Source organism: Geodermatophilus sp. SYSU D00700, assembly GCF_054050255.1.
In genome coordinates, this window is the sequence record NZ_JBJGZA010000022.1 from 35851 (window position 1) to 50337 (window position 14487).

Below are 14487 nucleotides of genomic sequence, written 5' to 3' on the forward strand. Positions count from 1 at the left end.
AGACGTCGGCACCGTTGAACAGACAGCGCGCCTTGCCGAGGCTGCGGTCCCGGGAGCGCAGATGACCGAGCCCGCAGGCCTCGAACTGGCCGAGATCGCCGACTCGACCAGTCCCCCCTCCGAGCGCACGCAGGAGATGCTGGAGAAGCTGCGCCGCATCGTGCCGTTCGACGCCGCGTGGCTGGCCACTGCCGATCCGATGAGCAGCTACACGTGCGTGGCGAGCACCGGCCTCGACGAGAGCACGTTGCGCTACCTGAGCGGTTCCACTGCGGCGCATGACATCGAGGTGACCCACACCGACCCCGCGCACCTGCCGCTGAGCTCGTCCGACCTGCCCTACCCGGCCGCCGACCTGCCGACCTGGGCCGAGTGCCTCCTCCCCGCGGGCTTCCACGAGTCCCTGGGCGTCGCCCTGTTCGACGGGAGTCGGCGCCACGTCGGTCACCTGGCGCTGCTCTTCCGCAGCACGCAGCCGCCACCCCTGGCCCTGCGGCGCCGGCTGCACCAGTTGACGCCCGTCCTGGCGCGCGGGTCGGACCCGTTGCGCTCGCTGACCGCGGCGGCGCGGCTGGTGCGGGGGGCGGCCGCCGGTGCGGTGCTGTGCCACGACGGCGCCACCCGGCCGCTGCCCGGCCTCGACGGCGACGCACTGCTCGCCCAGGGATCGCCCGTCCTCACCGTCGCGCGCTCGTGCATCGACGACGGCCGGGTGTTCGCGTCCTTCCTGTGGCCCCGCGGAGGACGCCATGCCCCGGACGGGCACGTCCGCGTGACCGTCCTGGCCGCTCCCGGCGAGGCATCGGCACGCCTGCTCGGAACGGTCGTCCTCTCCCCCGTGACCCACCTGCGGGGGCTGACGCCGCGCGAGCTCGAGGTCCTCGGGTTGCTGGTCGACGGGTGTACCAACCAGCAGATCGCCCGCGCGCTGGTCGTGACCCCGCGGACGGTCGCTGCCCACCTCGAGCACGTCCTCGTCAAGCTCGATGCGCCCACGAGGACGCTCGCCGCGGTGCGGGCCGAGCGCGAGGGCCTCTACGTGCCCCTGGTCCCGTCGCCCTGCCGGACCTGAATCGGGCGTTCTGCCGATGGTGCTCCCCCGGCTGCCTCGGTTCCATGAGAGGACCTGGCGGTCCACGAGGTCGCCGGGTCGAGCACGTCCGCATCCGTCCACCCGGAGGGAGACCATGACCGCGTACGAGTCGTGCGTCCAGGCCGCCGACCCGCAGGCCTCCAGCGCATGAGTCGGCTGCGGCTCCAGCGCTTCGTCCGCACCAGCCTGTGGCTGCTGCCGGTCGGCTGCCTGGCCGCGGGCGCCCTCCTCGCCGTCGGAACGCTCGCCGTGGACCGGGCGACGGGCTATGGGCTCGTCCCGCAGAGCCTGACCGGGACGCCGTCCGACGCCCAGACGATCCTGTCCTCCTTCGCCACCGCCATGGTGTCGCTGACCAGCCTCGTCCTGACGGTCACCCTGGTCGCGGTCCAGCTGGCGATGGGCCAGTTCTCGCCCCGCATCGTGGGGGCGCTGCTCACCGACCGGTGGAGCCAGCTGGCGATCGGGTTGTTCGGCGCGAGCTTCCTGGTCGCCATCCTGACCCTCCGCGAGATCCGCGGCTCCGACACCGGCACCGTGCCCGGGCTGTCGATGCTGCTGTGCTACCTCCTGATGCTCGCCAGCATCGTCGTGCTCGTCCTCTACGTGCACCACGCCGGACAGGGCCTGCGGGTCGCCGGGCTCATCGACCTCGTCGGCGACCGCAGCCGCGAGTTCATCGTCCGGGAGCACGGGGACTCGCCCGTCGACGCGAGCGACCCGGACGAGATCGTCGCCGCGCAGCCCGGCAACGTGGTCCGCGTCGACCGGCCGGCGGTGGTCGCCGCGGCCCGGCGGGCGGACTGCGTGCTGGAGCTCGTCCCCGTCGTCGGGGACTTCGTCGTCGGCGGTGCGCCGCTGGTCCGGGTGCACCCGGGCACCCGGTCGGCGGCGAGCGCCGACGGCCGCCCCGCCGGTCGGCTCCGCGCCACCGACGTCACCCGCCACGTCCTGCTCGGCCCGGAGCGCGTGCACACCGAGGACCTCGCCTACGGCTTCCGCAAGCTCGTCGACATCGCCGTGCGGTCGATCGCACAGCCGTTCAACGACCCCACGACGACGGTCCAGGCGCTGCACCGGCTGCACGACCTGCTGCGCCAGATCGCCGCTCGCCCCCTGCCCTGCGGTGAACACCGCGACGAGGACGGCGTGGTGCGCCTGCTCGAGCGGACCGTCAGCTGGGACGGCTACGTCCGGCTGGCCTTCGACGAGATCCGCCTGGCCGGGGCGTCGGAGCCGCAGGTGACCCGCAAGATGTGCGCGGCGCTGGCCGACCTCAAGAGCGTGGCACCGCCCGACCGGCAGGAACCGCTGGACCGCCAGCTCCGGCTCCTGCACGCCGCCGTCCGGCGCGCCCACGAGGACGAGGAGGACGTCGTCGCAGCGCTCACCCCGGACACCGAGGGCATCGGGTCGGGGGCCGACGTCACCGCCGCGCCACGATCTCGGGCGGCTCGCGCACCGTACTGAGCCGGCCACGTGCCGGCCCGACCATCGTCGGGGTCAGGAGCCGGACCTCCGCTTCGACGCGGTGCTGTCCAGGTCGGCCCGCGAGAGCAGCGGGAGCCGCCATCGTGGCCGGCCCCGCGAGGCGGCCGACCGCATGGGCGCCGTGCTGCTCGTGACGCCGGCGTCAAACTGCGACCAGAGACGACTCAGGCCGCCCTCCCGGGGGAGGACGGCCTGGTCGTCGGGGTGGAGCTGAGGGGACTCGAACCCCTGACCCCCACACTGCCAGTGTGGTGCGCTACCAGCTGCGCCACAGCCCCGCTCGCGGCCCCGGCCGGTGTCGTCCGGACCGAGGAGAACTGTACATCGCCGCCCGGACCCGGCTGCGACGGGGGTGGCCGCGCGTCGCGCCCGCGGGGGGCTCAGATCTCGACGCCGCGCTCGGCCAGCCAGTCGACGGGATCGACCCGGCGGCCGTCCATGCCGCCCTCGTGCACCTCGAAGTGCAGGTGCGGTCCGGTCGACTGCCCGCGGTTGCCCAGCAGCGCGATCGTCTCGCCGGCCTCCACGTACTGCCCCGGCTCGACGAGGATCTCCTCCATGTGGCCGTACACGGTGACGTCGCCGTTCTCGTGGAGGACGTAGACGGCCAGGCCGAACCCGCTGGCCGCGCCGGCCCGCACGACGACGCCGTCGGCCGCCGCGTACTCCGGCGTCCCGATGGGGGCGGCCAGGTCGATGCCGTAGTGGAAGGTGCCCCAGCGCGAGCCGAAGCCGCTGGTGAAGCGGGCGCCCTCGACCGGCAGCACCGTCTTGGGCCGGGCCGCCTCGGCGGCGGCCTCCGCGGCCGCGGCCTCCGCGGCAGCGCGCTCGGCGCGCGAGGCGGCCACCTCCTGCAGCCGCAGCTGCGCCTCGGCCTCGGTGATGGAGGCCATCGGCATGACCTCGACCGCCTCGTCACCGGTGGCCAGCTCCATCTGGGCGCCGAGCACGGAGGTCTGCCCGGCGGCCGCCTCCGGCGAGCCGGGCACCCCCACGACCGCGGCGCCGACGGCGCCCGCCACCAGTGCCGCGACGAGCAGGTACGGACGGCGGTCGCGCAGACCGGAGCGCCGGCGTGCGGGGGCGGGCGGGACGGCGTCGGGGTCTGGCTCGGCGACGGCGTCCGTTGCCGGCTCGGCGGGCTCTCCCGATCCCGCCGGAAGCACCGTGGTCACGAGCGCAGCCGGGCCGGGGCGGACGACGACGTCGTGGCCCGCCGTGCGCGGCGCGGGCAGGACGGCCGCTCCCGGTGCGGACGTCCGGTCGGCGGGGCGGACCGGGGGGAAGCCGCGCAGCGGGGACACGGGACCGCCCGCGGCGGGCCGGTGGGCACCGGTGCGGGGGCCGGGGAGATCCGGGCGGGAGTCGCTGGCGGGGCGGGTCAGCAGACCCGCGTCACTCCGGTGACTGGCCAAGTACCTACCCCGCTCGTGGGAAGCGGCCCCCGTGGGCCCGATCAGGTTGTGACGATCCAAACACACCGTGACTGCTTCGTGACCCTCCGCCCGGCGTGTCGTCGGATGACGCGCCGTGTGCGCTGAGTCACGACCCGCTCGGGCGTTTGGTGGCCCACTGCAGAGGGAAGTTCCTGCCTCCGGCGTGGAGAAGCTCGCGCCGGTCCGACGGCCACCGCCGGGCCGACGCCTCCGCCGACGCCTGCGTGCCCGCCACGCCGGTGCCCGGAGTGACACGCCGATGGACGTCGCCGCAGCCGACGGCCGCCGCCCCCCAGGGCGGTGGTCGTACCGGGCGGCGTGATCCCATGTTCCGTTCCCCGGCGCGGTCCGCAGGCACCCCTGACGGCGGTGCGACCGGTCGCGCCCCGGCACGACCACCGACAGGAAGGACCGATGCCTCGATGGCGCAGCCCGAGCGTCCTCCGTGGGGATCCCCGCGGAGCCCGGCGGCACCCGCGGAGCCGGCGGTGGCACCCGTCGTCCGCATCCGGCCGCTGACCGCCGCCACGCTCGAGCAGCACGGGTCCCGGCTCACCGTCCCCACCTACGACCGCGCGGCGCTCGTCCCCGCCGTCGTGCACCTGAGCGTCGGCGGCTTCTCGCGCGCCCACCAGCTCACCTACTTCGACGAGGTCGCCGAGCGCCGCATCTCCAGCGGCTGGGGCGTCGTCGGGGTCGGACTGCGGCACCGGCTCATGCAGGAGGCGCTGGCCCCGCAGGACAACCTCTACACCGTCGTGGAGCGCAGCCCCGACGGCGAGCGAGCCCGGGTCGTCGGCGTCCTCACCGACTACCTGTTCGCCCCGGACGCACCGGCCGCCGTGCTCGACCGGCTGGCCGACCCGCGCACCCGGGTGGTCACCATGACCATCACCGACGCCGGCTACCTGCTCGACCCGTGCACCGGGGCCTTCACCCCCGACGACGACGTCCGGCACGACCTCGCCTCCCCGGGCACACCGCGGACGGTCTTCGGCTTCCTCGTCGAGGCGCTCGACCGCCGCCGGCGCGCCGGCACCGCGCCGTTCACCGTCCTCTCCTGCGACAACCTGCACCGCAACGGCGACGCGACGCGCACCGCGGTGGTCGGCTTCGCCGCGCGTCGCGACGAGGTCCTCGCCCGCTGGATCACCGACCGCGTCGCCTTCCCCAGCAGCATGGTCGACCGCATCACCCCACAGACCGCCCCCGAGGAGCGCGCGGCGGTGGCCCGCCGGTACGGCGTCGACGACCGCTGGCCGGTCGTCACCGAGCCGTTCTCGCAGTGGGTCGTCGAGGACGCCTTCTGCAACGGCCGCCCGCCGCTGGACCAGGTGGGCGTGCGTTTCGTCCGCGACGTCACCGACCACGAGCTCATGAAGACCCGGCTGCTCAACGCCACCCACTCGGCGCTGGGCTACCTCGGCACGCTGGCCGGCCACGACCGGATCGACGTCCTCATGGGCGACCCCGTCTTCGCCGCCTACGCCCGCCACCTCATGGACGACGAGGTCACGCCGCTCATCCCCTGCCCCGAGGGGATCGACCTCGACGAGTACAAGGCCACGCTGCGGCAGCGCTTCGCCAACCCCGCCATCGCCGACCGGCTGTCCCGGCTGTGCCGCCGGGGCTCGACCAAGCTGCCGCAGCACCTGCTGCCCTCGCTGCGCCAGGCCCTGGCCGAGGGGCGCCCGCACGGCCTGCTGACCCTCGCGCTGGCCGGCTGGATCGGCTACCTGCAGCGGACCGACGCCGCCGGGAGGCCGCTGCCGGTCGAGGACGACCACGGTCCGCGCCTGCAGGCCCTCGCGCTCGCCGGCGGCACCGACCCGGGCCCGCTGCTGGCCGAGCGGTCCGTCCTCGGCGACCTGGGGTCGGTCCCCGGGTTCCCCGAGGAGCTCTCGGCCGTCCTGCGGCGGCTCGCGCACGACGGCGCCCGCGCCACCGTCGCCGCCGCCACGGCCGCCTCCGCCCGCACCGCCGCGAGCGATCGGTGACCCCGCCCCGCGCGGGCGGGGCGGCCACGGCAGTCCTCCCCCGGGACGTCGTGGCCGGCCTCACCGCCCTGCTCTGCGACGCCGACGGCAACCTCTTCCCCTCCGAGGAGCCGGCCTTCGTGGCCTCGGCCGAGGTGACCAACCGCTTCCTCGCCGACCTCGGTGACGCGCGCCGGTTCACCCCGGAGGAGCTGCGGCTGGCCACCACCGGCATGAACTTCCGGACGACGTCCCGGCGGCTGGCCGCCGAGGCCGGCCGGCCCGAGGTCGACGTCGAGCCGTGGGTGACCGAGGAGAAGCGCGCGGTCACCGCGTACCTCGGCGAGCACCTGCGCCCGCACGAGCCGACCACCGCCGCCCTCACCGCACTGGCCCCGCACCTGCGGCTCGCCGCGGTGAGCTCGAGCGCCCTGGCCCGGCTGGCCGCCTGCTTCACCGCCACCGCCCTCGACGAGCTGATCCCGCCGGCGGTGCGGTTCAGCGCCGAGGACTCGCTGCCGACGCCGACCAGCAAGCCCGACCCGGCCGTCTACCTGCACGCCTGCGCGCAGCTGGGCATCGCGCCGGTGCAGGGTCTCGCCGTCGAGGACTCCGTCCCGGGCGCCCTGTCGGCGGTGCGCGCCGGCTGCCCGACCGTCGGCAACCTGCTGTTCGTCCAGCCCGCCGAGCGCGCCGACCGCGAGGCCGCGCTGCGCGAGGCCGGGGTGCTGGCCGTCGTCTCGTCCTGGCAGGAGCTCGCCGACACGCTGCTGCCCGTCCTGACCGGAGGTGGTCGATGAGGATCGTCTACACCAGCTTCCGCGGCCTGTTCTCCGACAGCCCGCGCGCGATCTACGAGGCCCTGGCGGCACGCGGCGACGACGTCACGCACACCTGGCTGACCGCGCCCGTCGCCGAGGGCGCGTTCCCCGCCGGCGTCGGGACCGTCCCGTTCGGCAGCCCGGAGAGCATCGCCGCGCTCGAGGCCGCCGACGTCGTCGTCTCCAACGACCACGTGCCACTGGACTGGGAGAAGCGGCCGGACGCCTTCTACCTGCAGACCTGGCACGGCACCCCGCTCAAGCGGATCCACAACGACGTGTTCTGGGCGCCGGAGGGCCGGCTGGCCTACCTCGAGCACGACATCGCCCGCTGGGACGCGATGCTCTCGCCCAACGCGTACAGCACGGCCCGCTTCCGCCAGGCGTTCGGCTTCCGCGGGCCGGTCCACGAGACCGGCTACCCGCGCAACGACCTGCTCTCCAGCCCGCGGCGCGACGTGGTGCGGGCGGCGGTGCGGGCCGCACTCGGCATCGGAGCCGACACCCGGGTCGTCCTCTACACCCCGACCTGGCGCGACGACCTGGTGTTCGAGGGGAAGGGCGAGCGCGACTTCGACTTCCCCGTCGACCTCGGGGACTTCACGAAGCGGCTGGGCGAGGACCACGTGCTCCTGCTGCGGCTGCACAACATGGTCTCCAGCCGCCTCGAGGCCATCGAGGGACTGCCGGTGCGCGACGTCTCGTCCTACCCCGACATCCGCGACCTGTACCTGGCGGCCGACGTGCTGGTCACCGACTACTCGTCGACGATGTTCGACTTCGCGATCACCGGCCGGCCGGTCCTGCTCTTCCCCTACGACCTGGCCGAGTACCGCGACCGGCTGCGCGGCTTCTACGTCGACCTGGAGGAGATCGCGCCCGGGCCGCTGCTGTCGAGCAGCGCCGAGCTCGTCGAGGCGATCGCCGACCTCGACGCCGTCGCCGCGGCGCACGCCGACCGGTACCGGTCGTTCCGGGAGACCTACACCTCCCTCGAGGACGGACACGCCACCGAGCGCGTCCTCGACCTGTTCTTCCCGTCCGGCGGCACCTCCGCCGGCGCGGCACCCACGACCCGAGGAGGGGACGACAGTGCGCACCGCTGACCTCACGCAGACCACTCCGGCACGCGACTTCACCACGCGCGCCGCGCGCCCGGCGCTCCGGCCCGCTCCCCGCCCCGTCCAGGTCGTCGTCCTGGCCGCCGGGATGGGCACCCGCCTGGGTCGCCCTCTGCCCAAGCCGCTGACGCCGCTGCACGACGGGCGCAGCATCCTGCAGCGCCAGCTCGACACCCTCGGGCAGGTGCTCGGCCCGGCCGTCGACGTGACCGCCGTCGTCGGCTTCCAGTGCGAGCGGGTCATGCAGGCCGTGCCCGACCTGCGCTTCGCCTACAACCCGGACTACGCCCGCACCAACACCAGCAAGAGCCTGCTGCGCGGGCTGCGGGCGACCGGTCCCGGCGGGGTGCTGTGGCTCAACGGCGACGTCGTCTTCGACGCCGCGGTCATCGAGGCGGTGGTGCCGGCGCTGGAGGCCGACCAGAGCTTCGTGTGCGTCGACACCTCGGTGGTGGGCGACGAGGAGGTCAAGTACACCCTCGACGCCGAGGGCTGGATCGACGGGCTGTCGAAGACGGTGCAGGGCGGTCTGGGCGAGGCCGTGGGCATCAACCACGTCTCCGCGGCGGACAAGGCCGTCCTGGTCGAGCACCTGGAGGCCTGCGGCGACCAGGACTACTTCGAGCGGGGCATGGAGACCGCCGTCGCCGAGGCCGGCCTGCGGTTCCGGCCGCTGGACATCTCGCGCTGGACCGCCGTCGAGGTGGACTTCGAGGCCGACCTCGACCGGGCGAACGCGATGCTCGCCGCCCGCAGCCACCTGCACCCGGTGCCCGACGGCACCGTGTAGGCCCTCCCCCAGGGATCCTTCGTTCAGCCGGCCGGCTGGGGCTCCGGCGCGGGGCGGGCGGGCTCCGGGTCGCGGAAGCGCCGGACGGCGCCCAGCCCGGCGACGACCAGCCCCGCTCCCCCGGCCACCAGGACGGCGACGGCGGCGCGCGCGAGGAGCGCGGGACCGGCGCCGGCCACGTTCGCGCTCCACAGCACGTCGACGTCGGGCAGGCCCTGCACCAGCAGCAGCCAGCCGAGGACCAGCGCGCACAGGCCCGCCATCACGCCCCGGCCGCGGCGGGCGGAGAGCACGCCGAACGCCGCGACCAGCGCCGCGGTGACCGCCGGCAGCAGCGCCGAGACCAGGGCCGCGGCGTGCGAGGACACCGTCACCGCCGGCTCCGGCGTGGCCGCGGCGTGCCACAGCGCCGCGGCGGCACCGGCGGCCAGCGCCCAGCCCAGCGGTCCCGGCGTCCGTCCCGCCAGCCCGGCCGCGGCGACGACGGCGAACAGCCCGGCGTACAGCGACCAGACCAGCAGCGGCGAGGGCGGCGGCTCCCAGGTGAGCTCGCCGCGCACGGTCACCGCGGTGTCGCCGTGCCGCATCGGCACCGTCCAGTCGAAGACGGTGTGCGCGTGCGTCGGGTCGGCCGCGACCGCGGGCGGGAGCTGCTCCTCGCTCATCCAGTGCGTGCGGTGGTCGTGCCAGGTGTACTGCGGCTCGGTGGACACCTGCACCCACTCGGGCTCGGCCTGCGGGTCGGCGTCGGCGGGCAGGGTCACCCGGCCGAAGCGGTCCAGGTTGATGTAGGTGGCCGGGCTGTGCGCGTTGCGCCAGACGCCGTCGGGACCGATCCGCAGGTAGGGCTCGTCGGAGTAGCCCGGCACCGTCACAATGGCGGCGGTGGTGTTGACCAGCTCGAGGGCGTCGCCGAAGTCCAGCACCCGCACCGACACCCCGGGCACGGCCGGCTCCACGGCGGTCACCCGGCCGTCGAAGTCGCTGCCGGCCGCCTCCCCGCCGACGTGCGCGGCCGCCGGGCCGGCGAGGGCGAGTGCGGCGAGCACGCCGAGGACGACGACGAGCAGCCGAGCGGCCGCCCGCCGGGGGCGGGCGGCCCTCACGCCCCGGTGACCTTCTCGAGGTCGCCGGCGATGTCGCGGGCGGTGTTGCCGGCGTCGAAGGCCACGTGCGCCTGGTCGTCGGCGCCGTAGAGCAGCAGCAGCGAGCTGTGCAGCCGGCCCTGGTCCTCGGCCAGCGGCACGCCGGCCGACAGCTGCGCCTGGTCGATGACCTCCTGCGCGCCGGTCAGCCCGACGAACTGCGTGGGCAGGTCGGCGTCGAACCGGTCGAGGTACTCGCCGAGGACCTGCGGGGTGTCGGCGGCGGGGTCGGTGGTGACGAAGACCACCTGCACCTCCCCGGCCAGCGCCGGGTCGACGTCGCGCAGCGCGAGGGCGACGTCGGCCATCGTCGTCGGGCAGATGTCGGGGCAGGTGGTGTAGCCGAAGAACAGCAGCGTCGGCCTGCCCGCCGTCGCCTGGGCGAAGTCGTACTCCGCGCCGCTGCTGTCGGTGAGGGTGAACGACGGCCGCTGGAAGGGATCGCGCAGGTCGATGCCGGCGTACTCGTCGCCGGGCCCCTCGAGCGTGGCCGCCGGCCCGTCCGAGTGGTCGTGCCCCTCCGCGGCCGCCGCCTGCTCCCCGTCGTCGGAGCCGCAGGCGGTCAGGCCCAGGGCGGCGGCGAGCAGCAGCGCGGCGGTCCGGCCGCGGACGGGAGCGGTCACGACGACACGGTACGTCGACCTGCGCGGTAGCCGAGGACGACGCCCGCGACCCCGACGGCCAGGGCGAGGATGGCGAGGAACAGGGCCAGGCCGGCCGGCTGGTTGCTGACCTCGCCGTCGTGCGCGTGGTCCTCCGCCGACGTCGTGGCGCCGGCGGCGGCGGCGGTGTCACCGGCCAGCGTGAGTACCGGCGCCGGGTACTCCGGCTCCTGCCCGTCGACGGTCGGCTCGATCCACGCCGACTCGGTGCCGTCGCTGTAGGTCTGCACGGCCGGGAACGACAGCGTCGCGGCGTCGGGGAACGGCCCGCCGGACAGGGCGAACTCCTGGAACTCCCCGGGGGCGATGCCGCCGCCGGGGTCGGCCCGGAACTCGACGACCGACACGTAGTCGCTGATCGGCTGGCCGTGGACCTCCACCGGCTCGGCGAGCTGCGACGACGTCGTGGTGACCGTCCAACCCGGGAGCGGCTGCACCCGCAGCGAGGCCATCGCCTGCTCCTCCGGGATCGAGATGCGCAGCGCCACGGTGCTCGCGGTGTCGCTCTCGTTCGGGACCCGGAAGGTCAGCTTCCCGTAGCCGCCGGCGGCGGCGTCGTCCGAGGAGACCGTCACGTGCGCCGACGCGCCGGTGGCGACCACGACGGACGCGACCAGGGCGGCCAGCAGGGCGGTCAGGACGACGACGGCACGGGCCGGCGGTCGCAGGGGGGTCGGGGACACGGTTCTCCTCACTGTCGGCCCGCGGGGAGCGGGTCAGCGCACCGGGAAGGTGGTGCTGGCGGTGGCGGCGGTGAACTCGTCGAGCCGGACGCTGACGGCCACGGTCCAGGTGCCGGCGCCGGGGATCGACATGCCGTCGGCCACCCAGTGGCCGGGGCCGGCCGGCTCGAGGTCGACGCCGAGCGGGCCGATCTGCTGTTCCGGCTCGGTCAGCGTGACCCGCAGGTCGGCGGGCTGGTCGAGCTGCCCGGCGTCGTCGAAGAGGTAGACGTGCAGGGTGTTGGCGCCCGGGCGGGCCGGGTCGACCGAGAGCTGGACGCTGCCGGACTCCCCCGCCGCCGACTCCAGCGGCACGGTGACGTCGACCGGCTGGGCGACCGCGGCGCGGGCCGGCGGGGTGCCGACCAGCACCGCCGACAGGACCAGCACCGCGGCGGCGACGGCGGCCTCGACCAGCACCGAGCGGCGCAGCGGGCCGACGTCCTCCACGGCGCCGCGGGCCTGCTCGGCCGCGCGGGCCCGGGCCGCGGCGACGGTGGGCTCGTCGGTGTCGTCGGCGCCGTCGGGGGCCCGGCCACCGGTCGCGGCGAGGGCGCGGGCCGGGACGCGCCCGCGCGGGCCCGGCCGCCGGCGGCTGACCCCGAGGTGCTGCTGCACCCACACGCGCGACACCCCGGCGGCGGCGAGGAGCAGCAGCACCAGCGCGAGCTTGCCCAGCAACACCCAGCCGTAGGTGGTCGACACCAGGGCGGCCGGCGAGCCGACCTCGCGCACCGACTGGACGACGCCGGAGACCACGAGCGCGACCACCGAGGCCGACACGACCCGCGACCAGCGCGGCAGGGCGCCGGCCAGCTCGCCCGCCTCGGCGCCCGGCCGGGCCAGACCGACCAGCAGGGCGGCCAGCCCGCCCAGCCACACCGCCATCGCCGCGACGTGCACGGCGGTGACCGCCGTGGCGAACACCGGCAGGGGCCCGGCGACCGGGTGACCGACCGCCGCGGTGGTGAGGACGACACCGCCCGCGACGACGGCCAGCCCGGCCGTCTCCTGCACCGTCGGCGCGCCCGCCCGGCGCCACAGCGGCACCAGCAGCGCGGCGAGCAGCAGCGCGAGAGCCGCCCGGCCGAGGACGGTCAGCCCGAAGGACGACCCGCCCGTGGTCCCCAGCAGGGCCGGGTCGAACAGCGAGCCGGGACCGGTGCCGGCCGCGTAGGGGCCCTGCAGCAGGAAGGTGAGCACCGCGGCCCCGGCCACGGTGCCCAGCCCGGCGGTGGTCAGCCGGCGCATCGTGCGCGACGCCCAGCCCGCGGGCCAGCACAGCACGAGGAAGGCGGGGACGCCGAGGCCCACGGCCAGCCCGGCGAAGCCGATCGCGCGGGAGGCGGGCAGCGCGGCGGCCACGACCGGGTCGACGTCGGCGCGCTCGGCCACCGTGCCGGCGTCGGCGAGCTCGCCGTCGCCGACGACGAAGGCGTAGGCCCCGCTGATCGGGTGGGAGTCGGCCGAGACGATCCGGTAGGTGACGACGTAGCTGGCCTCGGGCAGGTCGTCGCGCAGCGGGACGGTGACGGTGTCGCCGTCGACCGACGCCGCACCGGTGTCGACCCGCTCGCCGCCCTCGCCGAGCACCCGGGCGTAGCCGGCGCCCAGCGACACCCCCTCGCTGAAGCGCAGCGTCACCTCGCCGGGGACCTCGTCGAGGCGGGCGCCCTCCCCCGGGTCGGTGGACACCAGCTCGGCGTGCGCGGCCGCCGGCCCGGCGGTGGCCACCCCGAGCCCCAGCCAGCCGGCCAGCAGGACGAGCAGCAGCAGGACCGGGCGCGCCGGCACTGCGGTGCGGGCGCTCACGCGGTCACCCGCTCCCGGGCGACGACGGTGGCGGCGCGCCGGGCGCGCCGGCGCCACGCGACGACGGTGACGAGCACGACGCCGGCGAGCAGCAGCAGGTGGGCGGCGGCCCGGTCGGCGTGCACGTGCCCGGCCCGCAGGTCGCGCACGGTGACCGCCGCCAGGAGCACGCCGAAGGTGCCCAGGAAGGGCAGCGCCCCGGCGGCCAGCCGCGGCGCGGCGGCGACGGCGAGGAAGGCCGCGGCGACGGCGAGGTTCCAGGCGCCGGTCTCGTGCGCGACGTGCACCGGCGCGCTCATCGCGGCGCGACCGCCGGTCAGCGCCGGCCAGGCGAGACCCGCCTGCGCGACGCCCACCGCCAGCAGCGCCAGCCGCAGCGCCGACTGCACCAGCCGGGAGCGGGCGGCGGCCGCGGCGCCGGGCAGCTCCCGCGGCAGCGCACCGAGCACGGCCGCCGTGAGATCGGGCACGTCGGGCGCCGCGGCCAGCCGCGCCCGCCGGGTGACCGCGCCCGCGGCGTCGGCCCAGCCGGCGCAGCCGGGGCATCCGGCCAGGTGGCGGTCGAGGTCGGCGGCGGGCATGCCGAGCGGCTCGCCGTCGAGCCGCGCCGAGACCGCCTCGCGGAACGGTGCACACTGCATGGAGAGGTAGTCGTCGCGGAGGGCCCGTCCGGTTCCCGGCTCGACGGGATCACAACGGGAGGAACGACGTGGACGAGCTGGAGCGGGTCGCCGCGGCCGCGGCGGACGGCGACCCCCTCGCCGCCGCGACCCTGGTCCGCGCCACCCAGTCCGACGTGTGGCGGCTGTGCGCGGCCCTCGGTGACCGCGACTCCGCCGACGACCTCACGCAGGAGACCTACGCCCGGGCCTTCGCCGGGCTGCACAGCTTCGAGGGCCGGTCCTCGCTGCGCACCTGGCTGCTGTCGATCGCCCGGCGGGTCTGCGCCGACGCCGTCCGCTCCCGCCGCCGCCGGCGGCTGACCCTGGTGCGCGACGACGCCGACCTCGAGGCCCTCTCCCCCGCCGACGCCGCCGACCGCGTGGGCGAGGGCGCCGCGGTCACCGACCTGCTGGGCCGGCTCGACCCCGACCGCCGGGAGGCCTTCGCGCTCACCCAGCTGCTCGGGCTCTCCTACGCCGACGCCGCCGAGGTGGCCGGCTGCCCGGTCGGCACGATCCGGTCCCGGGTCGCCCGCGCGCGGGCCGACCTGGTCGAGGCGCTCGACGGGTCCGCGCCGGCGGAACCCGACGCGGCGCGTCGCTGACCCCCGCCCGGGGACGGGCGCGCGCGTGACCAGGCCACTCCGCCCCGCATTCGGCCTATCCCCATCGATCTGGTAGACATACGCCCCATGGCGGCGACCGTGGTGCTCCTCGTGGGGCGCATCCACGTCGACCTGCTGCGCATCTGCACCG

Annotated in this window: 13 protein-coding genes and 1 tRNA gene; 7 read left to right on the forward strand and 7 right to left on the reverse strand. The window is 76.0% G+C overall.

Translation table 11 applies throughout. From position 1 onward, the window contains the following. The first annotated feature begins 61 nt into the window (after nt 1-61). Together ACI79V_RS16040 and ACI79V_RS16045 are read left to right on the forward strand one after the other, a co-directional pair. The gene (locus tag ACI79V_RS16040; protein ID WP_456890654.1) at nt 62-1072 is read left to right on the forward strand and encodes a response regulator transcription factor; all 1011 of its coding nucleotides are present in this window, start codon (nt 62-64) and stop codon (nt 1070-1072) included. A gap of 168 nt (nt 1073-1240) precedes the next feature. After that, complete coding sequence (locus ACI79V_RS16045; protein ID WP_456890656.1) at nt 1241-2563, forward strand: DUF2254 domain-containing protein; 1323 nt, start codon at nt 1241-1243, stop codon at nt 2561-2563. A 226-nt stretch (nt 2564-2789) separates the two neighbouring features. On the opposite strand, the gene ACI79V_RS16050 is transcribed toward ACI79V_RS16045, so the two are convergent. Together ACI79V_RS16050 and ACI79V_RS16055 are read right to left on the reverse strand one after the other, a co-directional pair. Continuing rightward, a tRNA-Ala gene (locus ACI79V_RS16050) sits at nt 2790-2862 on the reverse strand. A gap of 102 nt (nt 2863-2964) precedes the next feature. Then, on the reverse strand, nt 2965-3888 hold the full coding sequence (locus ACI79V_RS16055) for a M23 family metallopeptidase (RefSeq protein WP_456890659.1): 924 nt from the start codon (nt 3886-3888) through the stop codon (nt 2965-2967). Between the two features lie 620 nt (nt 3889-4508). On the opposite strand from ACI79V_RS16055, the gene ACI79V_RS16060 reads away from it, so the two are divergent. Genes ACI79V_RS16060 through ACI79V_RS16075 form a run of 4 tightly spaced genes read left to right on the forward strand, consistent with a single transcriptional unit; the run spans nt 4509 to nt 8728 of the window. Continuing rightward, nucleotides 4509-6017 carry a mannitol dehydrogenase family protein gene (locus ACI79V_RS16060; RefSeq protein WP_456890662.1) on the forward strand — a complete coding sequence of 503 codons (1509 nt, stop codon included), beginning with the start codon at nt 4509-4511 and terminating at the stop codon, nt 6015-6017. After that, nucleotides 6014-6796 carry an HAD family hydrolase gene (locus ACI79V_RS16065; protein ID WP_456890664.1) on the forward strand — a complete coding sequence of 261 codons (783 nt, stop codon included), beginning with the start codon at nt 6014-6016 and terminating at the stop codon, nt 6794-6796. The genes ACI79V_RS16060 and ACI79V_RS16065 overlap by 4 nt, the downstream gene beginning before the upstream one ends. Further along, nucleotides 6793-7923 carry a CDP-glycerol glycerophosphotransferase family protein gene (locus ACI79V_RS16070; RefSeq protein ID WP_456890667.1) on the forward strand — a complete coding sequence of 377 codons (1131 nt, stop codon included), beginning with the start codon at nt 6793-6795 and terminating at the stop codon, nt 7921-7923. The genes ACI79V_RS16065 and ACI79V_RS16070 overlap by 4 nt, the downstream gene beginning before the upstream one ends. Continuing rightward, entirely contained in the window at nt 7910-8728 is an 819-nt protein-coding gene (locus ACI79V_RS16075) for a phosphocholine cytidylyltransferase family protein (RefSeq protein WP_456890670.1), read from the forward strand. Before ACI79V_RS16070 ends, ACI79V_RS16075 begins: the two co-directional genes overlap by 14 nt. A 23-nt stretch (nt 8729-8751) precedes the next feature. Here the strand turns inward: ACI79V_RS16075 and ACI79V_RS16080 are convergent, their stop codons facing one another. From ACI79V_RS16080 to ACI79V_RS16100, 5 genes are read right to left on the reverse strand one after another with little or no spacing between them, the layout of a single operon-like run. Further along, nucleotides 8752-9834, reverse strand: coding sequence for a hypothetical protein (locus ACI79V_RS16080; RefSeq protein WP_456890672.1), 1083 nt, complete (start codon nt 9832-9834; stop codon nt 8752-8754). Beyond that, complete coding sequence (locus ACI79V_RS16085) at nt 9831-10496, reverse strand: SCO family protein (RefSeq protein WP_456890674.1); 666 nt, start codon at nt 10494-10496, stop codon at nt 9831-9833. The genes ACI79V_RS16080 and ACI79V_RS16085 overlap by 4 nt, the downstream gene beginning before the upstream one ends. Next, complete coding sequence (locus ACI79V_RS16090) at nt 10493-11218, reverse strand: YcnI family copper-binding membrane protein (RefSeq protein ID WP_456890675.1); 726 nt, start codon at nt 11216-11218, stop codon at nt 10493-10495. Before ACI79V_RS16090 ends, ACI79V_RS16085 begins: the two co-directional genes overlap by 4 nt. Nucleotides 11219-11251: 33 nt before the next feature. Beyond that, a complete protein-coding gene (locus tag ACI79V_RS16095) occupies nt 11252-13069 on the reverse strand; it encodes a copper resistance CopC/CopD family protein (RefSeq protein ID WP_456890676.1) in 1818 nt (605 codons plus the stop codon). After that, nucleotides 13066-13710 carry a zf-HC2 domain-containing protein gene (locus tag ACI79V_RS16100; protein ID WP_456890678.1) on the reverse strand — a complete coding sequence of 215 codons (645 nt, stop codon included), beginning with the start codon at nt 13708-13710 and terminating at the stop codon, nt 13066-13068. The genes ACI79V_RS16095 and ACI79V_RS16100 overlap by 4 nt, the downstream gene beginning before the upstream one ends. A gap of 68 nt (nt 13711-13778) precedes the next feature. Between ACI79V_RS16100 and ACI79V_RS16105 the strand changes: the two genes are divergently transcribed. Further along, nucleotides 13779-14336, forward strand: a complete 558-nt coding sequence (locus ACI79V_RS16105; protein WP_456890680.1) for a sigma-70 family RNA polymerase sigma factor — start codon at nt 13779-13781, stop codon at nt 14334-14336. Nucleotides 14337-14487: the final 151 nt, after the last annotated feature.